The organism is Actinoplanes sp. NPDC051513 (assembly GCF_044454685.1).
Taxonomy (GTDB): Bacteria; Actinomycetota; Actinomycetes; order Mycobacteriales; family Micromonosporaceae; genus Actinoplanes.
Genome location: NZ_JBITDW010000004.1, coordinates 384,505 through 403,474, shown reverse-complemented (window position 1 = coordinate 403,474; position 18,970 = coordinate 384,505). Strand labels below are relative to the sequence as shown.

The window sequence follows — 18,970 nt, the reverse complement described above, 5'->3', positions numbered from 1 at the left end:
TGGCCATCCGAACCCCCCGGTCGCGGATGGTAGGGGCGACGTTACCGATCACGAACGTCAATATCTAGATCAATCGATACGCTGTAATAGTCTTTCATCACGGCGTAAAGCTCGATCAGCCGAGGCGTCCGTCCGACGTGAACGGCCCGACCTTGGCCGGCAGAACCAGGCCGGCGGCCGAGAGCGCGCGAAGCAGCGAGACCAGCTCGTCGCGGCGCAGGGCGCCCGGGATCTCGGGCTCGCGGTGCGGGATGTCGAGGGCGCGGGCCGCCTCGGTGGCGCGCACCGCGATCGCCGCCTCCACCGCCCAGAGGCGATGCGCCCGCATGGCCACGGCGGCCGAGGCGGTCAGCGAGCCGTGCAGGCGCAGCAGGCGACGCAGGTCGGCGGCGAGCTGCTCGATGGGCGGGCCGATCGGTTGCGGGGGTTGGGGGCGGCGCGCCTCGAGGTAGCCGGCGGCGGCGCCCCACCAGCGCGGCGCACAGACGATCGCCGCGCCGATGAGGGTGGGCGTGGCCACGATCAGAACGAGTTTCCCCACATCCCAGACGTTCACGAGAGGCTCCCCGCGGCCGGACCTACCGGCCGTCCCTTCGACCATCCGCCCGCGCGGCGAACCGCGTCAAGCGGATTGCGCGCGCATCGCGCCAACCGGAGGACGTGCCACGATGACCGCTTGACTCTCCCCTTGGGGGAGACGCCAGGCTTGTGTTCGTCAGCGAGAGCGAGACGAGCAGGAGGTGGTGGTGCGAATGGAGATCAGCGAACGCGGCCGCGGGGCACCAGGCGGGTGATGGGCATCGCCGGGGCCGGCAGCGGCGGGCCGTCGTAGCCGTGAACCTCGCCGAAGCGCGGGGTGTGCGACTCCCAGTCCAGGCGCATCCCGACGATCTCGTCGTGGTCGCGGGCCACGAAGTTCCACCACATGACCAGGCGTTCCTCGAAGGGCTCGCCGCCCAGCAGCAAGACCCGCGACTCGGAGGAGGTGGTGAGTCTCAGCGAGGTGCGGCCGGCGCCGAGGTAGAGCAGCGGACCGGGCTTGAGGGTGGCGTCGTCCACATTCGGCGCGCCGTCGAGGGCCAGCGCCGCGTACTCGAAGTCGGGCCTCAGCGGCACGGTGGCCGACGCCCCGGCAGCCAGGACGAGTTCGGCGCCCACCAGGGGCGTGTGGGTTCGCGCGGGTGAGGTGGCGTCGCCGAGCGTGCCCATCAGGACGGTGGCGGTGATGTCGCCGAAGGCGGCGACCGGGAGATCGGCGTGGTGCGAGAACTCCGGGGCCATGTCACGCGTGGCGCGCGGCAGGGCAACCCACAGCTGTACGCCTTGGAGCACCGGCGAGTGTTCGGCGGGCGTCTCCTCGGCGTGGGAGATGCCGCGGCCGGCGGTCATGAGGTTGAGCTGGCCGGGGCGGATCTCCTGGAGGTTGCCGAGGCTGTCGCGGTGCAGCACCTCGCCGGCGACCAGCCAGGTCACGGTCTGCAGGCCGGTGTGCGGGTGCGGGCCGACCCGCATGCCCGCGGAGTCGCCCAGGTCGTGCGGCCCGTACGCGTCGAGGAAGCACCACGCGCCGACCATGCGCCGCTGCCGGTTGGGCAGGGTCCGGGTGACGGCGAAGCCGCGCGGCCCGCCGAGCGCGACCGGCGCGCCCTCCAACAACTCCATAGTGACCGGGAGCTCCGGCCCGACCTCGGGATCTGCCTCGAAGCTGCTCACGACCTCGACGCTACTTCGCGAAGGCGCTGGAGCCGAGGACCTTCGTCACGCTGATCTCGATGACGACGCGCAGCGGGTTGGGCCTCGGGGGCCGGTAGCGCGCCGCATAGAGCCGCTCGCCGGACAGAACGGACTCGGCATCGTCCTTGACGACCGCGAGGCCCTCGATCGTGGTCCATCGGGCGCCGTCCACCTGGCAGAGCGCCACGCGCGGACTATTTCTGACATGCCTGACATGTGCCGATGTGGCCGACGAGATGACGCGGCAGATGGCGTCCTCCAGGGTCGCGCCGACGGCCACCACGTGCGGGGAGCCGTCCTTGCGCAGCGTGGTGAGCGTGCACAGGTGCCGCTCGGCCCAGAACGAGCGAAGCGCGGGATGTTCCAGCGAGACGACGCCGCTCACGCCGGCTCCGCCGGCAGCACGCCCAGCCGGACCGCGGCCTTCAGCGCCGCGTGGTCGGACTCGACCTGGTCGGCGTAGGTGCGTGCGAACCGGCACAGCGAGTCGGCGAGCTTGTCGCTGCTCCCGATGTAGCCGGCGATCATCGACGCGCCGCTGGTGCGGGCGTGCGACTTGGCCAGCAGGTAACCGCAGATGCCGGCGTAGTCGCCGAGCGCGGACGCGTCGATGCCCTCGACGACGATGGCGCCCTTCATGTCGCGGAACTGCCGCACGTAGAACTGGACATCGCCCACCGTGGTCCAGCCCAGCAGCGGGTCGCTGACCGTCTGCAGCGCCTGCTGGTACTCGACCACGCGCTGGCCCTGGTGCCGGTGCCAGGCCGACTCGCCGTGCTGATGCTTCGCGATCACCGACCGGCGGGCCTGCTTGAGCTGCAGGAACACGACGTCGTCGGGGCTGCTGCCCTCGCACAGCGCCACGTACGCCCGCAGGCCGACCGACCCGACGCCGACCACCTTGTGCGCGATGTCGACGATGCGGTAACCGGCCAGGATGCGTGCCCAGTGCGGCGGCAGCGAGTTGAGGTAGCCGTCGAGCGCCTCGGCCAGCGCGTCCCGCTCGCCCTCGGACGGCCGGGTGATCAGCGGCGGTTCCTGGACCAGCCGGGCCGTGCCGTCGCTGCGGTCGGTGAAGCGCGGCAGCGCGCGGTCGCTCGTGCGGCGGCGGGCCCGGCGGGCGGCCCGCTCGATCTCGTCGCGGAAACTGGCCCGCGACGCCGCCGAGCGCAGCTGGTCGACGTCGAGCCGGTCGAACGAGCGGCCGAGCAGCGGCCGCTCGGCGAGGTGGGCCAGCTGCTCGCGGTACTCCTCGACGCAGTGGTGCACGGCGTCGGAGCAGGCGGCCTCACGGAAGCCGTTCTGCCGGCCGGCCACGTGCACGCTGACCGCGAGCCGCCGCAGGTCCCACTCCCACGCGCCGGGGTGGGCCTCGTCGAAGTCGTTGAGGTCGAAGACCAGCTCGCGCTCGGGCGAGGCGTAGAAGCCGAAGTTGCCCAGGTGGGCGTCGCCGCAGATGACCGGCGTGATGCCGGTGGCGGGCAACGCGGCGAAGTCGTCGGCCATGATGTTCGCCGAGCCGCGCAGGAACGCGTACGGCGAGGAGATCATGCGGCCGACCCGGATCGGGATGAGCCAGGGCTGGCGGCCCCGGTTCTGCTCGATCACCTGCTGGACCGGGTCGGCCCGGTCGTCGGGCCGCGTCCAGTACGCCATGTCGGAACGGTGGGCGCGCTCGCGCAACGACCGGCCCAGGCCGTACCTCTCGGCGCGCGGCCGGGCCGGGCGGCGGAGCGAGGTGAACCCGTCGTCCTCTGCGGTGTCGAGCACGATGTGCCCGGTGGCTGGTTCCATGGTGCTGCCAGCCTAAACGTTGATCATGAACGCAAGGTGGCCAGCCCGAACGAGGACGGCTTGACGCCCGGGAAGACCGCGTCGAGGGCGCCGAACCCGCACCTGCTCTGCAGGACCTCCCCGATCACCGAGCGGTAGTCGGTGGTGACCGCGAGATCCCCCGCGATCAGCGCGCCGGGCGAAAGGCCGGGCCAGTTCGCGTACACCTTGCCGCCGCGCACCCCGCCGCCCAGCAGCAGCATCGCGTTGCCATGGCCGTGGTCGGCGCCCCGCGACGCGTTCTCCTCGACGCGGCGGCCGAACTCGCTGATGGTGAGCACGGTGACGCCGGCCATGCCCGCGGGGCCGAGGTCGGCCGTGAAGGCGGCGAGCGCGGAGGCCAGGTCGGTGAGGTTGTCGTACATGCGCTGTCCCTTGACCGCGGTGCCGAGCGCGTCGTGCATGTCCCAGTCGCCGCAGTCGACAGCCGCCGTGACCAGGCCGGACTTGGACTTGATCAGGCGGGCCACGTCGCGCAGCGCGGCGCCCAGGTCGGTGGCGGGGTAGGTGGCCGCCGGCTTGGCCGTGACCGCACGCACGGCCGTCAGCGCTTTGTCGGCGGCACGAGCGGGCCCGTCGCCGTACATCTGGCGCAGCGCCGCGGCCATGGGCCGCTTGTCGGAATCACCCGCCAGGGTGAACTTGTCGATCGAGGACATCGCCACCGCCGGGGCGGGCCCGGCGAAGAGGCGGGCCGGCATGGCGTGGCCGAGCGAGACCCCGGCGAGCGGGCCGGTCGCGCCGGTGGCGCCGAGCATCCGGTCGAGCCAGCCCGTGCGGATCGAGGTGCCGGGGGCCGCGTTCTCCATGGCCTCCATGGCGGCGAAGTGCGAGCGGGTCGGGTTGCCCTGGCCGACCGCGTGCACGGCGGCGAGCTGGCCGGCCTTCCACGCCGGCAGCAGCGGCGCGAGGGCCGGGTGCAGGCCGAACATGCCGTCGCCGGCGATGACCTGACTTTTCGGCAGGCTGATGGCCGGGCGGGCCCGGTAGTAGTCGGGGTCGCCGATCGGGGCGACCGCCGACAGGCCGTCGAAGCCGCCGCGCAGCGACAGCACGACCAGGGTGTCGCCGGTATATCCCGGGTCGGCGAAGGCCAGGCTGGTCGACAGCCCGGCGCCGGCCAGGCCGGTGAGGGCGGCCGCGCCCAGCAGGCCGCGGCGGGTGAGGCTGACGTTCTCGGCGCATCCGGCAAGCTTCATGATCACCTCAGCTGGAAGGTCGGCGAGTTCAGGACGAGCGCGATCAGGTACGGCGCGTGGCCCGCCACGGACTTGTCGGTGGAGCTCAGAGGACTCGTCGGCAGCTTCCCGGCGACGCTGAGCACGGCGGCGGTGTGCGCCGGTGGCAGCTTCACCCCGGTCAGGCGTACGGCGAGCGCGTCCACCAGCGCCCCGTACGTGCCCGGCAGCGCCGGAACCAGCGACTTGAGCAGGTCGGCGGGGCGCGTGAGCTGGCTGGGGTACCAGCCGGTGGCCAGATTGAGGTGCAGGTTGCAGCGCAGCAGGAAGGTCGACGGCGACGCCCAGATCGCGGCCACGTCCGGAAAGCCGTTCGGCGGGTTCCACCGGAACGGCGCGTTCCCGGCGTCGACCATGGCGTTGTAGAGCGCGTCGAGGGCCTTGATCCCGCTTGCCTCCGGTCCGAGGCCGAGCGCCCGGATCGTGGCGATCATGTCCTCGAACGGCGTGCGGACCTTCTGCCCGGCCGACGCGGCGAACTCGGCCGAGGTGAACAGCGCGCGCAGCACCGGCACGATCGCGGTGTCGTTGTCGAGATAGACCTTGGCCAGCCGCGTCACCAGCGACGGCGGCGCCTCGTCGGCGACGAACCGCACGCACAGCTTGGTGGCGATCCGCTGGGCGGTCGCCGGGTGCCGGGCGAGATAGTCGGCGAGAGCCACCGGGCCGGCCTCGCCCTTGTTCTCGTTCGTGCAGCCGAGGATCTTGACGGGGCCGTCGGCGTGCTTGGACGCGTCGTACATGTAGGCGCCGTCCTTGCCGACGGTCATGCCGGTGAGCAGCCGGGACGCCTGGGCCACGTCCTGCTCGGTGTAGATCAGTCCGACCGTGTGCAGCTCCATCAGCTCGCGGGCGTAGTTCTCGTTCGGATGCGCCTTCGGCGAGGAGCGGTTGTCCAGGTAGGTGAGCATCGCCGGGTGCTTCATCGACGCCTTGAGCATGTCGGCGAACTTCCCGAACGTGAACTTGCGGATCACCTGGACCTCGTAGTCGCTGCGGCTGTCCCAGACGCCGCTGGACGGGGCCGCGATGTGCAGATGATTGGCCCAGAACTGGGCGACCACCTCGAACAGCTGCCGGTTGCTCCACGCGGCACGGGCCACCGCCGCTCGTCCGAGCTGCCCGAATGCCTCGTACGAATGCTGCTTGATCTTTGCTCGGACGGACGCGATGCTGGCGCCGGCCAGCGGCAGTCGGGTGAGCAGGGAGTCGACCTGCGCGTCTTCGATCCTCGCGGGGCTGAGCTGCCGGTCCAGCCACCCGGAGACGCCGAGTTTCGTGGCCTCGGCCAGCGAGGCGGGCGTCGGGCCGAAAGTGGCGCGGCGGAGCAGGTGAGCGATCGGATCGGCCTTCTCCGCGGCTTGCGCCACGTCGGTCAGACCGAGAACGGTCACGGCGGTGGCGGCTCCGGCAGCAGCGATGAGCGTACGGCGGGTCGTCATGCAAGACCCTTCGACGCGTACGGGGTACCGCGTCGCCGCTGCAACCGTGACTTACCGAGCCGCAATCCGCGCGCACCCGTATCCCGTGGCCCGAAACGGACGTACGCTCACGCTTGTGGATCAGGCAGAACCGGTACGCACGCCAGCCTCCTGGGTCGTCGTCGGCCTCGACAACGGCGGCACCTGCAACAACGCCACCGTGCTCGATGCCACCGGCCAGTACCTCGTCGACCACCTGGTGGAAAATCCGAGCCTCGTGCAGGAGGGGCCGGAATCGGCGGTGGAGGCGCTCGCCGAGGCGTTCCTGAACATCCTCGAGCTGACCAGCACGCCGCGCACGCTGGTCCGCGCGGTCGGCCTCGACACGCCCGGCCCGGCCAGCGCCACCGGCGTGATCTCGTCGAAGGGGTCCACCAACTTCAACCAGGTGTCCTGGCACGGGTACGACATCCGGGGCGCGCTCGAGTCCCGCCTGGGACTGCCGGTGATCTACAACAACGACGCGAACGCGGCCGCGCTCTACGCCCACCATCGGCACTTCGGGGCGGAGGCGATGAGTCGCTCGTCGGTCGCGGCGATCGTCGGCACCGGGATGGGCGGCGGGGTCGTGGAAAAGGGGAAGGTCGTCAGCGGGGCCGCCGGGATGGCGGGCGAGCTCGGCCACGTGCAGATCCCGCTGCACGGCGTCCTCGAGAACGACCAGCCGGTGCCGGCCTGCAACTGCGGGTTCGAGGGCGACGTCGAGAGCATCGCCTCGCTGACCGGCATCAAGAACAACCTGCTGCCGTACTGGCTGTCGAAGTTCCCCGACCACCCGCTGGCGGCCGAGTCGATCGGCAAGGCGGCCAAACTGTTGCGCGGGTACGGGGAAAAGGAAGATCCGCTGGCGCTGGCGGTGTTCGGGCAGCAGGCGAAAGCGATCGGGAAACTTTTCACCATCGCCGCGAACTTCACCGACCCCGACGCGTACCTGCTCGGCGGTGGGGTCGTCGAGGCCGCGCCCCGATTCCGGCAGTGGTTCCTCAACTCCGTACGCGAGGCCACCCAGCTGCGGCAGGAGCAGCAGGCCGCGACATCGTTCGCGCTGGTCGCCGACCTCGACATGGCCGGCGCCCGCGGTGCGGCCGTGGCCGCGCTGGAGCGCGTTTCCTAGTTCTTCGCCCGGGTTGCGTAGTGCTTTTCGTGCGAAACGGCGGCGGTGTGCACCCCGCCGCCGTTCCTCTCCCGGTTCGCGCCGCCATGGACTCACACGCGCATGGGGGGCAAGCGGTGTGAGCGTCCGTTGGGTGTGGCGCGGGGTGGCCGCTAATTACGGGGGCGGCGGCCACCGGCCGGGGGATTGAGGGTCTCCAGAGTCCAAAGGTCGAGGCGGCTCAGGGCCGCCCGCCAGGTGGCGCGTACGGCGCCGATGTCGAGGCGCGGCATGTCCGCATCCTTTCGGTCGGTGTCGTTCGATCCGGAGCCCTGGGACCTCGGTGTCCCGGGCGCTCATCCACCGTGACATCCCCTAGCACCTTGATCCGCAGGAAGCGAGAGTGGCGTTGGACACCCTCCGGACACCTGTCCGACACCGGGAGGTTACGGATCTTCGCCCGATCAGGGTCGCCCGGAAATCCGTGGGGATCCTCAAAACGAGTTTAAGAATTCTTTAAGTCGACTTTCCGGAGCACGGTGACGTGGCGTCAATTGCCGCCGACGATCCGTGCTGCTCCCCATCGTGTTTGAACTGTTCGGCCGGGCCACACGTACTCTCCCGCGAGGAAAAGCACGCGGCCCGCGCGACCGCCGCGCCAACTCTCGGTCACCACACGGCCACGCGGCCCGGTGACGCGCTCACGAGGGTGCTGGCGCCCGTCGCAAAAGCGTGGTTAACCTTCCACATCCACCGGATGGGAGGGGGAACTCATCCGGGCCGGTAGGGGGAGGACGACCGTGGCGAGAGCGGGGGGCACGATGCGGCACTGGGGCGAGAGACGGACCCCCGGTCGCCGCCTGCCCGCCCGCGGGGCCGCCGCATGAGCTACGAGGACGACGAATACTGGGACGACGAATACTCCGAGTATTCCATCATGCCGAATACGGCGGTCGTTCAAGAACGCCAATACGCCAAGCGGTCCGCGCCCGACCCGGTGATTCCCACCCGGCGCCCCGGAAATCCGCACGGGGACGAGGACAGCCCGGTCGACGAGCTGGCCGCCCGGCGGCAGCGACGTGCTGCAACTAACACCGCCCCGCCGTCGGCCACGCCGCGCAAACCGCAGGGCGCGTTCGACTCGCAGCGTCCGAGCTGGCTGGACGATCCCGATTTCTCCCCTGTGGACACCTCTGTCCCCAACCTCGCGGGCGACGCCTTCGCCGACGTCGACTTCAACCGGCCCGAGCTGAGCGCCGACTTCGACGCGCCCGACTTCCCGATCAGCAGCACCGGCGACCCCGGCCGTCGCGACGACCGGTTCGGCGACTTCGCCGACGACATCGACGAGCCTTTCGACCACCGCGACCTCGAGGCGTACGGGCACGGCCCGCAGACCGAGACCAGGGTCGGCCCCGCCGAGGAGGCGCCGAAGCCGGCTCGCAAGGGGTGGCTGCGGCGCAGGCAGGCCCAGGAGGACGAGGACCGCAAGCGCGCCACCGACAAGCGCGGCAAGAAGGGCCGGGGGGCCGACTCGCGCGGCGCGCAGCCGGAATCGCGCCCGGCGCCGCCCGGACGGGACTCCCGCGGCGGGCCGGACACCGATCCCCGGGCGGCGCAACCCGGCCGCGTGGCCGACCCCCGGGCGGCGCAGGCGGGTCGGGTCGCTGATCCCCGAACCGCCGACCCCCGGGCCGTCGATGCTCGGGTCGTTGATCCCCGGGTTGCGGATCCCCGAACCGCTGATCCTCGGGCCGCTGATCCTCGGGCCGCGCAGCCCGGGCGGGTCGTCGACCCGCGTGCCGCTCAGCCCGGACAGGTCGTGGACCCGCGGACCGGCCGTGGGGCGGACCCGCGCGACGGGCGGGCGGGACGCGACGGCGATCCGCGCCGAGGACAGCCGGAGGCGGATCCCCGCGGGCGCAGCGCCGGGCGCGGACCCCGGGTGGCCGCGATGGTTCCGGACGAGCCGGGCAATGGCCGGCCGGGACGTGGGACGGAGCCGCGCGATGGGCGGCCGGGACGTGGAGGTCCGGCCGACCAGCCCGGGTGGCGTGACGCGGAGCCCGCGGCCAGCGGGCGTGCGCGGGTGCCGGAGGCGCGGCCGGACGATCCGATGGACCTGTACCGGCGTCCCGGGGACGAGCGGCGAGGGCCCGACGACGGCCGCCGCCGGGACGGCGTCCGCGGTGATCAGCGATGGGCGTCCGAGAGCGACGAGCGGTGGGCGTCCGACGGCGATCGCCGGCGGGCTCCTGACGGCGACCCGCGGCGGGGGTCGGGCAGCGACCAGCAGCGGTGGGCGGCTGAGCAGCAGGGCGGGCGGTCCCGTGGGGACGGTCGCGGCCCCGCCCGACGCCCGATCGACGGCGAGCTCGAGATCACCGACACCCGGGGACGGCGCACCGGCGAGGGCCCGGACCCGCGCGGCCGGCGTTCCCGCGACGAGCTGGACACCATCGACCCGCGGATCCAGCGTCCGGTGGGCGACCCGCGCACCCGCCGCGGCGAGCCCGCAGCCTGGGCGGACACCCCCGACCAGCCCCGCCGCCCCGGCCGGATGGGCGAGCGCACAGCGTTCTGGGACCCGGAGGCCCCCGACGGCCTGTCCGCGCGGCGCCCCCCACGCGCCGACGAGCACGACCAGCGCCCCGAGCCGGACACCCGCCGCCGAGGCCGCCCCGACGACGACCGTGGCCGCGGCCGCCCGCCGGTCACCGCGGCCGGCGACTACGACCAGGGCTTCCACCCGGTCGGTGGCACCGGCTGGTCCGAGGACGACCCACGCGGCCACCGCGACCCCCGCACCGCCGAGGTCGCCTGGTCGGACAACGCCGGCTGGGACGACGAGCGCGAGCGTGTCACCACATGGGACATCGAGGGCGAGGCCACCTGGAACGACGACCCGGCCGCCGAGCTCACGGACGGCCGTACCGACCAGCGCCGCCCCACCACCGACCCACGCCGCCCCACCACCGACCCGCGCCGCCCCACCACCGACCCGCAACGCGCCGCCGCCGCTGCCTCCGCCGAGCAGGACGCGAACCGCTCGCGCCGACTCGACGCCGAGCCCGAGACCGACCGCTTGCGCCGTCCCGGCGCCGACCCGGCCGACCAGCCGGTCCAGCCCGCGGTCGCACAGCAGGACACGCGGTCAGACCAGCAGGGCCCCGAGCTCGAGCCGGAGGACGAGGACGGGAACGGCCCGCGCGTCATCAGCAAGGCCCCACCGCCCACCCCGGCGCGGGTGATCAGCCGCGAGGAGCCGCCGCCGGTCCCGCGCGTCGTCAAGAAGGCCGAGCCCGCCGCCACACCCCGGGTGGTCGGCACGAACCCGGCCACGCCCGCCGCCCGCGTGGTCACCCCGCCGCCGGCTCCGGTCACTCCGGCCGCGTCCGGCCCGCAGACCCCGCCCGCCCAGCAGCCTGACCGCCTCGACCCAGCCGCGCTCCAACGCCGGCCCGGTTCTCCCTCGGAGACCGGCACCCGCCTGGGCGCGCCCCAGCAGGGCGGCTCCCCCGCCGACACCGGAACTCGCCTCGGCATGCCCGGCTCCCCCGCCGACACGGGCTCCCGCCTCAGCGCGCCACAGCAAAGCGGCTCGCCCGCCGACACCGGGGCCCGCCCCGGCATGCCCGGCTCCCCTGCCGATACCGGAAGCCGCCTGGGTGCGCCCCAGCATGGCGGCTCGCCGGCCGACACCGGCACCCGCCTGGGCGTGCCGCAGCAGGGTGGAACGCCGGCCGACACGAACTCGCGGCTCACGGCGCCCTATCCGGACGGGCCGGCCCGTTCGCGGCGGAGCCCGCGCACGGCCCACGTCATGTTCACCGACGGCGACGGACCATGGTCGATGGTCCCGGACGAGGCCCCGCCCGCGGCCGAGCCGATCAGCGGCCTGTCCCGCCCGATGTCTCCGAATCTCCCGCGACCCGGCATCGACCCGAGCCGTCCGGTCAGCCCGGCCGCCGCGCCGAGCGGTCAGCCGCAAGCCGCGCCGGCCCCGCCGCCGGACGCTCGGTGGCTGGTTCCCGGCGCGATGCCGCCCGGCGCAGTTCCCCCCGGCGCGATGCCGCCCAGCGCGATGCCGCCCGCTGCAGTCCCGCCTGCTGCCGTCCCGCCCGGCACCCTGGCTACGCCGCCCGGAGTGGCGGCTCCCGCGCCGCCCGCTTCCGCCGGGCAGGTTCATGGGCCTTGGCCAGCGCCGCCGTCGGTGCCTGAGGTCGCGCAGCAGCCAGGCGCCCGGCCCACCTCGCTGGCGTCCGCGCCGGTCAGCGCGCCGTCCGGGGCTCGGCGCCCGCAGCCTCCGATGCCGCAGCAGCCTGCCGGACCCCCGCCCTACCCGCCGGCGCAGCCGTCGCAGGCCGTGGCGCCTCAACATGGCGGCGTGCCGACCCAGCCGCTCGCGCCACCGCAGCGTCCTGGGCAGGCGCAGCCTGGCATGCCCCCGCAGGCCGCGCAGGCCCAGCCCGTCGCACCGCAGCAGGCCGCCCAGGGTCAGCCCGTCGCACCGCAGCAGGCCGCCCAGGGTCAGCCGGTCGCACCGCCGCACGCGCCGCAGGGTCAGCCCGGGGTGCCGCACCAGGAGTGGCCGCCGGCTCGACCCGCAGCGCAGGCGCCGCTCGCTGAGCAGCCCCGTGCGGCCGCACCTGCTCGACCTGTCAGCCCGGCGGCGCAGCAGGGTGCGCCGGTTGACCCGGGTATGCCCGTCGCGGGCCGCGGCCCGGGGGCGGGTGGCGACGCGCGGGTGGCGGGGGTGCCGATGCAACGGCCTTCCTCCGAGGGGCAGTCGGCCGCGCGCGCTGGGCAAGCGGCGCAGACCGGACAACCCACGCGGGCCACGCAGCCGGCGGAGCAAGCCGGGCAACCGATGCAGGCTGCGCAACCGCCGGCGGGGCAGCCGCCCGCGCAGCAAGCGCAAGCCAGACCGCAAGCGCAACCCGGGCAGCCAACGCAACCCGGGCAGCCAACGCAAGCCGGGCAGCCAACGCAAGCCGGGCAGCCAACGCAAGCCGGGCAGCAGGCGCAAGCCGGGCAGCAAATGCAACCCGGGCAGCAGGCGCAAGCCGGGCAACCAATGCAAGCCGGGCAGACGTCGCATGTCGCGCAACCGGCGCAAGCCGGGCAGCAAGCGCCGCACGCCGGGCAGCCGGGCTCACAGGGCGGGGATCGGCAAGGACGGCACGGGGCGCCGGACGGGGTCGAAGGCTCCGCGCAGGCCGGTGGGGTCGAGGATCGCCGGCGCGGGGCCCATGCGGCGCCGTACATGGATGAGAACGGCACGCTGCACAACCTCAAGCCGATCGCCCGCCTGACGCTGACCGGGCCGGATCAGGAGCCTCGGCGGCAGGGAGACACCGAGTTCGGCGGCATGTGGTTCGTCGCGCCGGGGAAGGACGACGAGCCCGCCGAAACCACGGCCGCCGAGAACGGGAACGCCGGGAACGGGAACGCCGGCGCTGCCGCGGCTCGGGCCGACGGTGGGGACGACGGCATCGTGCTCGACCTCGACCTTGCGGGGCTGCTCGACGGGGTGGCCATGGGTGAGGGCGGCACGACGGCGGAGAAGACGGCCGACGGCGACGTGAGCTCGGGGAACGGGGCTGACGGACGTACGGATCAGGGTGGGGAAGGCGGCGACCAGCCGCAAGCCGGGCCGGGCAAGAGCGGGCCGCCGGACGCCGCTGCGGTGCGGGCCGAAGTGGCCGGGCGGATGACGGCGCTGTCGCAGGCTCCGGGGCCGGAGCCGGTCCATGGCAAGGACGCTGCCGCGGAGCCCATGAAGCCGCCGGCGGCGCTCGCGGCGGCCGGTCTCGACGCGATCCGGTGGCGGCTCGACGGTGGGACGCTGCGCGAGGTCGTCGACGACACGCAGGCGCTTCGCGAGGTGGGCGAACGGCTGGACGGTCCGCTCGCCGACGAGGTCGACAACGTGGCCAAGGCGGGGCTGCTGAGCGTTCGGGCCGAGGTCTACCGGCTGCTCGGTGAGCTGGGCATGGCGGCCGCGGCCAGCCGGCTGGCGCTGGCGCACGCGGAGTCGGCGCGGGACGTGCAGTCGATGGTGATCGCGCAGGCCGAGCTGGCGCACATTCTGCGGTTGCGGGGGGACTTCCAGGAGGCGGACCGGCTGTTCGCGAAGGCGGCCTCGGCGCGGGTGCCGGACGCGCTGCGCAGCGTGGTGCACGAGAACGCCGGACGCTGCTGCTTCGACCAGGGGCGGCACATGGAGGCGCTCGACCACTTCGCGAAGGCGGTGCGGCTCGGGCGGCCCGATGACCAGGAGCTGGCGGAGCGGATCGGGATCTGTCTCGAGGCCGTCTACATCCACGTGCTGCGCGACGGCTGGGGACCCTACCCTCGCGAGCTGCAGGAGCCGGCGCCGGCGAAGGCGCCGGCGGCGAAGCAGAACGACGCCTTCGACGAGGACACCGCGGAGCAGCGGATCGTCAAGAAGTGAACGTCGCGGACGGGACCTGGTCGACGTTGTGGCGCGGGGCCGGCGGGTGGGCCATCGCCGTACGCCCGCGGCCGCCCTCCTTGGCCTCGTAGAGCGCCGCGTCGGACGCCGCGCCGAGCTCGATCACTGTCCCGGCGTGGTCGGGCAGCACCGCCACGCCGATGCTCAGGCCGGGCGGGCCGCCGGGCAGCGTCTCGATCGCGGAGACCGCGGCGCGCACCTCGTCGGCGGCGCGGCGTGCGGCCATCCGGTCGGTGCGCATGAGCACCACGAACTCGTCGCCGCCCAGACGGCCGACCACGTCGTCGCGGCCTCTCGCCACCCGGCGCAGCGCGTCGGCGACCAGCTGGAGGGCCTGATCGCCGACGCCGTGACCCCACGTGTCGTTGATCTTCTTGAAGTGGTCGATGTCGAGGGTCATCAGGGCGATCGGCTCGCCGGTGCGGTGGGCCGACTCCACGGCTCGGGCGAGCGCGCCGTCGAAGCTGCGCCGGTTGGCCACGCCGGTGAGCGGGTCGGCGTACGCCTGGGTCTCCAGAACCTCCCGCAGGCGCTCGTTCCTGCCCCGCAGCGACGCGACGACCACCGCGGTCAGCATCATCGCGACGGTGAGCGACGCCCAGTCGGAGAGGCCCACGTTGGGGCCGAGGATCGAGAACACGACCGCCGCGTTGCCGGCCGAGACCATCGCGATCGTCAGGTAGTTGACCACGCGGCTGAGGAAGTTCGCCGCGTACAGCACCGGCCACAGGTAGAACAGCTGCGAGCCGGTGCTGGCGTCGCGGGTGGCGAGGTTGAGCACGGAGACCATGCCGATGCCGAAGAACGGCGCGATCAGCCAGAACACATGCGGCACCCGCTCGGGACGCCAGCGGCAGAGCGCGCCGGCGCCGCACAGCAGGAACGTGAGCAGCACGAAAGTCACGACGCTGGCCGGCGACCGATGGTCGGGCAGGATCACGCCCGTGACCAGCATGAACGGCCCCGCGCCCATCAGCAGGTACGCGACCGAGCGGGACGCGCCCGCTTCATCGCGTAGCTGATATCGCACCCTGCCGCCTCCTCGTGTCGGTTAGACCTTCGGTTGCGGCTTCAAGCATCTGAGCATTTCAGACGTGTTCCGGCTCCTTCCGCTCGGTGTTCTTCGGGCTCTTGGGGGCGGCCAGGGTCACGCCCGCGCTGGCCGCCATGACCAGCACGAGCGCGAGCACCTCGATGCCGGTCAGGCGCTGGCCGAGCAGCAGCAGGCCGGCGACCGCGGCGGCGGCCGGCTCGAGGCTCATGAGGATGCCGAAGACCCGGGTCGGGATGCGGCGCAAGGCGTTGATCTCGAGGCCGTAGGAGAGGACCGAGGAGAGCAGGGCCACGGCCGTGGCGCCGATCAGCAGGGCGGGATTGTGGAACACGGCGGAGGCGCCCTCGACGCCGAACGGGAGAACGAGCAGGGCGGCGACCGCGAGGGAGACGGTGAGGCCGCCGGTGCCGGGCACATGGCCGCCCAGCTTGGCGCTGAACACGATGTACCCCGCCCAGCAGAGGCCGGCGAGGAACGCGAGGACGAGGCCGCCGATCGGGGCGCCGCCGCTGTTGGTCGTGCCGAGCAGCACGACGCCGGCGGCGGCGAGCAGCGCCCAGAACAGGTCGAGAAGGCGGCGGGTCTGCACGAGCGTGAGCAGCAGCGGGCCGAGGAACTCGACCGTGACTGCGATGCCGAGCGGGACCGTGAGCAGGGCGAAGTAGAAGATCAGGTTCATGCCGGCCATGACGACGCCGAGCAGCAGGGCGGACCGCCAGGCGGCGGCCGACCAGCCCCTCAGGCGCGGCCGGGTGGCGACCGCGATCACCAGGGCGGCGATCGCGAGCCGCAGCAGGGTGACCCCGGCCGCGCCCAGGTCGTCGAAGAGCGTGCGCGCGATGGCGCTACCGAACTGCACCGAGGTGATCGAGAGCAGCACGAGCAGTGGCGCGGGCACTTCAGGCCGTTTCATGTCCCCGAGTTTCTGGTCGGTCCCTGGATGGCTTCCAGGGACCTTCCTACTCGTGGGGTCTGACACTTTCCGAAGGGTTTTCTCAGCCCTCGATACCGTTGACCGGCGGAACCTCCAGGGTCCGCTCCGAAGGGGCGCCGCCGAGGACGATCTTGCGGAGGGACGCGTTGTTGGTCGTGCTCAGCTCGGCTAGCTTGTTCGCCGGGTTGGCGAGGACCTGGACGTAGTAGATGCCGTTCGGCAGGTCGGTGATCTCGAACGACTGGCCCGGCCGATCCTGGCTGTACGTGTCGCCGTTGCCGATGTCGAGCACCTCACGCACGGCTACGACGGTGTTCGCCCCGCACGAAGTCTCGAGCGAGGTGTTCTCGGGGCGCCACTTCGCGTTGGGCACGGTCAGGTCGACCGTGTCGGTGTTGGCGAGGCAGAAGGCCTCCTTGCCGCTGCGCACGGCGAGCTTCTGGCTCGAGTCGAGCAGGTTGTACTGCGCGAAATCGGTGAAGTGCCAGTGCTTGTGGCCGACCCGGTCGTCCCATTCCATGGTGCCGGCCTGCTTCGAGCCGACCTGGTTGCCCTTGGCGTCGAAGAAGTACTGGTAGGCGTCCATCAGCTCGGTGCCGGAGCGACGGAAGCCGTCGACCAGCAGCGGGGAGGTGCCGGCGTTCCAGACCGTGGCGCCGAAGTTCACGTACCATTTGTCGTCTTCCTGCGACAGCGCGATGCCCCAGGCGGGCAGGGAGCGCAGGTCAGGCTTGGGGCCGGCCGCCGGGGCGGCCTTCAGCGTCGAGGTCGGCCGCTTGGCCGGGGCGCGCAGCGAAGGCACGTAGTCCGAGACCTGCTCGCCGTCGCGAGCGCTCCGTTTGACCGATTTGTCGGCCACCGCCGCTTTGCCCGCCACCGCCGCGGCCTTGCCGTCCATGTCGGCGTCGACGACGGTCACGGAGACATGCACGGTGGCCTGATCGGCGGGGATGCCGAACAGCTGCTGGTACTTCGAGCTCACCGTAGCGGTGGCGGTGTACTGGCCGGGCGCGAGAGATCCAGCGACGTGCCCTCGCGCGAGTAGGGCTGATCCGGCACGGCCGAGTCCCACCCCGCCTGGATGCCCCACACCGCGCCCAGCGTGAACGGGTTCCACTCACCCCCGCACTGCGTCGGGTACGGCGTGGTCGCCGGCGCGTCCGGCCGGGTCCGCGCCGAGCTCCACGAGTTGCCGCAGAACGACGTCTTGTACTCCTGCACCACGGCCCCCGTTGCATCGGCGATGCTGATCGTGGTGAAGTCCTTGAGCCCGGTGAAGTCGGTGACCGTGCCGGCCGGCAGCGCCACCTTCTTCTTCTTGCCGTTCTGCGTGACGACCCGCTCGGCGGCGATCGGCTTGTCGTAGCCGGTGCGATGCGCCCAGATCTCGAACGGGTCCTTGCCGGCGATCACGTGCAGACCCAGGTCGAACGAGAGCCACACCTCGTCGTCGTAGACGTAGCGCTCGGCGGTGACCGCGTTGGTGGCGGCCACGAACGCGAGCGGCGGCGGGCTGGCGGCCGCCTGGGCGACTCCCACCCCGGTGGCGGTAACCACCAGCACGGCCAGGGCCGCGCCCCGGGCGAGCAGGCGTTTGTTCCGGTCTGTCATGAGGTCCTTCCGGTCGGGCGACCGGATCGACCCCGGTCGCTGCCGGACCATCCAATGCGGACACTTGTGAGATTCCGGTAAGGAAGGTGACCCTTGGCACGAAATCGGGAGTAGGGACGGCCCGTCAGGGCCGGTCCGGGTGGGAGCGGAACCAGTCCGGCCGCTCGACGACCTCGCCGGCGAGCGGCTCGGGCACCGCCGCGTGCCGCCCCTCGGCCGGATCCGGGGCGCTTCGCGGACCGGGCGGCCACGACCCCGGCCGCCGGCTCATCGCCGCGGCCGCGCTGTAGGCCCGGGCATCCGGGCGCCCCGTCCGGACCGCCACCGGCTCCACCGGCCCCGACGGCGCCGGGCGGGCCGGCAACGACTCCGGTTGCAGCGCCCGCGACCCCGTCGGCCACAACCTCGGCGCCCGGCGGGCGGCCAGGTCTTCCGCCCAGCCGAACAACACCACCGCGAACAGCGTCAGCGCGAGCGACGTGCCGAGGTCCACCGCTCCCCCGATGTCCCCGGCCAGGTCGTCGAGGGCGACGACGGTCAGCACCGGCCACACCGCGGCGATCGCGATGTTGTGCCACAGGTAGACCGTCACGGCGCGGGCGTTGAGCACCGTTACCAGGCTGTCCAGCGGCCGCACCCGGCCCAGCCAGCCCATCGGAGGCTGCCAGCGCAACGCCAGCACCACGAACGCCAGCGACCACAGCGCCTGCGACTCGGACACGTCGTTCAGGTCCCAGGCGTCCTCGCCCTGGTGCCCGCTGAGCCAGTAGAGGGCCGCCGCCCCCATCAGAACGGCCAGCGGCGCCACGACCCACGGCTTGAGACGGGCCAGGCGGCCGTCGTGGTGGGCGAAACCGGCGATCCAGCACGCGCCGTAGGTGACGAAGTCCCACAGCGCCGCGTCGGCCGTCTCCGGCAGGGACAGCCCGGTCACGTCCAGCGCGGCCATCAGCGCCAGCGGCGCGGCCACGGCCGCCCAGCCGATCCGCTTGTAGAGGGCGAACAGGATCGGCGAGAGCAGGATGAACCAGAGGTACGCCCGGATGTACCAGAGCGGCTCCCAGGCGTCGATCCCCGCGTCGCTGCCGGGCGGGTCGCCGACCGGCAGGATCCAGAACGCGAGCCGGGCGACGCTGAACGCGTGCTCGCCGTCGACCTCGTGCCGCCAGCCGGCGACCAGCATGACCGGGACCGCGACCAGGCCGAGCAGCCACAGCGGCGGCAGCAGCCGCCGCATGCGGGAGGTGACCACCTGGCCGGCCGCGCGCTTCTCGAGCGACGCGGCGGTGAGTGAGCCGGCCAGGGCGAACATGACGCCCATGGCGGGCAGCACGATGGACAGCCAGGGCCAGCCGAAGAGATGGTAGACGATCACCCGGACGATCGCGGCGGCACGGAGCAGGTCCAGGTAGCGGTTTCGCACCGGGGAAAGGTAGCGGCGGTGATCGGCGTGGCGGGACCGTCCGGGCGGTCGGCAAAGACGCCCCGCAGGCTTACCCCGAAGGGATGAACTG

13 protein-coding genes are annotated in these 18,970 nt (G+C 72.9%); 2 read left to right on the top strand and 11 right to left on the bottom strand.

Annotated elements, in window-relative coordinates; genetic code table 11:
* Nucleotides 1–115: 115 nt before the first annotated feature.
* The 6 genes from ACIA5D_RS16325 to ACIA5D_RS16300 all read right to left on the bottom strand — a co-directional run bounded on the left by ACIA5D_RS16325 (nucleotide 116) and on the right by ACIA5D_RS16300 (nucleotide 6,247).
* On the bottom strand, nucleotides 116–556 hold the full coding sequence (locus ACIA5D_RS16325; RefSeq protein ID WP_396030726.1) for a hypothetical protein: 441 nt from the start codon (nucleotides 554–556) through the stop codon (nucleotides 116–118).
* A 203-nt stretch (nucleotides 557–759) separates the two neighbouring features.
* A complete protein-coding gene (locus tag ACIA5D_RS16320) occupies nucleotides 760–1,713 on the bottom strand; it encodes a pirin family protein (protein ID WP_396030725.1) in 954 nt (317 codons plus the stop codon).
* A 10-nt stretch (nucleotides 1,714–1,723) separates the two neighbouring features.
* Nucleotides 1,724–2,119: a PPOX class F420-dependent oxidoreductase gene (locus ACIA5D_RS16315; protein WP_396030724.1), complete on the bottom strand. Its 396-nt coding sequence runs from the start codon at nucleotides 2,117–2,119 to the stop codon at nucleotides 1,724–1,726.
* On the bottom strand, nucleotides 2,116–3,528 hold the full coding sequence (locus tag ACIA5D_RS16310) for a DUF2252 domain-containing protein (RefSeq protein WP_396030723.1): 1,413 nt from the start codon (nucleotides 3,526–3,528) through the stop codon (nucleotides 2,116–2,118). The genes ACIA5D_RS16315 and ACIA5D_RS16310 overlap by 4 nt, the downstream gene beginning before the upstream one ends.
* Nucleotides 3,529–3,551: 23 nt before the next feature.
* On the bottom strand, nucleotides 3,552–4,766 hold the full coding sequence (locus tag ACIA5D_RS16305) for a DUF1501 domain-containing protein (RefSeq protein ID WP_396030722.1): 1,215 nt from the start codon (nucleotides 4,764–4,766) through the stop codon (nucleotides 3,552–3,554).
* A gap of 2 nt (nucleotides 4,767–4,768) precedes the next feature.
* The gene (locus tag ACIA5D_RS16300; RefSeq protein WP_396030721.1) at nucleotides 4,769–6,247 is read right to left on the bottom strand and encodes a DUF1800 domain-containing protein; all 1,479 of its coding nucleotides are present in this window, start codon (nucleotides 6,245–6,247) and stop codon (nucleotides 4,769–4,771) included.
* Between the two features lie 115 nt (nucleotides 6,248–6,362).
* Here ACIA5D_RS16300 and ACIA5D_RS16295 point away from each other — a divergent pair, with 115 nt between their 5' ends.
* Complete coding sequence (locus ACIA5D_RS16295; protein ID WP_396030720.1) at nucleotides 6,363–7,400, top strand: ROK family protein; 1,038 nt, start codon at nucleotides 6,363–6,365, stop codon at nucleotides 7,398–7,400.
* Between the two features lie 862 nt (nucleotides 7,401–8,262).
* Nucleotides 8,263–13,836, top strand: coding sequence for a tetratricopeptide repeat protein (locus ACIA5D_RS16290; protein ID WP_396030719.1), 5,574 nt, complete (start codon nucleotides 8,263–8,265; stop codon nucleotides 13,834–13,836).
* Here ACIA5D_RS16290 and ACIA5D_RS16285 read toward each other — a convergent pair.
* From ACIA5D_RS16285 to ACIA5D_RS16265, 5 genes are all read right to left on the bottom strand, one after another.
* On the bottom strand, nucleotides 13,826–14,887 hold the full coding sequence (locus ACIA5D_RS16285) for a GGDEF domain-containing protein (protein WP_396030718.1): 1,062 nt from the start codon (nucleotides 14,885–14,887) through the stop codon (nucleotides 13,826–13,828). The two genes, ACIA5D_RS16290 and ACIA5D_RS16285, sit on opposite strands and share 11 nt — an antisense overlap.
* A 58-nt stretch (nucleotides 14,888–14,945) precedes the next feature.
* Entirely contained in the window at nucleotides 14,946–15,824 is an 879-nt protein-coding gene (locus tag ACIA5D_RS16280) for an EamA family transporter (RefSeq protein WP_396030717.1), read from the bottom strand.
* 82 nt (nucleotides 15,825–15,906) lie between these two features.
* Entirely contained in the window at nucleotides 15,907–16,827 is a 921-nt protein-coding gene (locus ACIA5D_RS16275) for a lysyl oxidase family protein (RefSeq protein WP_396030716.1), read from the bottom strand.
* Nucleotides 16,824–17,456 (bottom strand): hypothetical protein, encoded by a 633-nt coding sequence (locus tag ACIA5D_RS16270; protein ID WP_396030715.1) that lies wholly within the window; start codon nucleotides 17,454–17,456, stop codon nucleotides 16,824–16,826. Before ACIA5D_RS16270 ends, ACIA5D_RS16275 begins: the two co-directional genes overlap by 4 nt.
* Before the next feature lie 124 nt (nucleotides 17,457–17,580).
* Nucleotides 17,581–18,879 carry an acyltransferase family protein gene (locus ACIA5D_RS16265; protein WP_396030714.1) on the bottom strand — a complete coding sequence of 433 codons (1,299 nt, stop codon included), beginning with the start codon at nucleotides 18,877–18,879 and terminating at the stop codon, nucleotides 17,581–17,583.
* Between the last annotated feature and the right edge of the window lie 91 nt (nucleotides 18,880–18,970).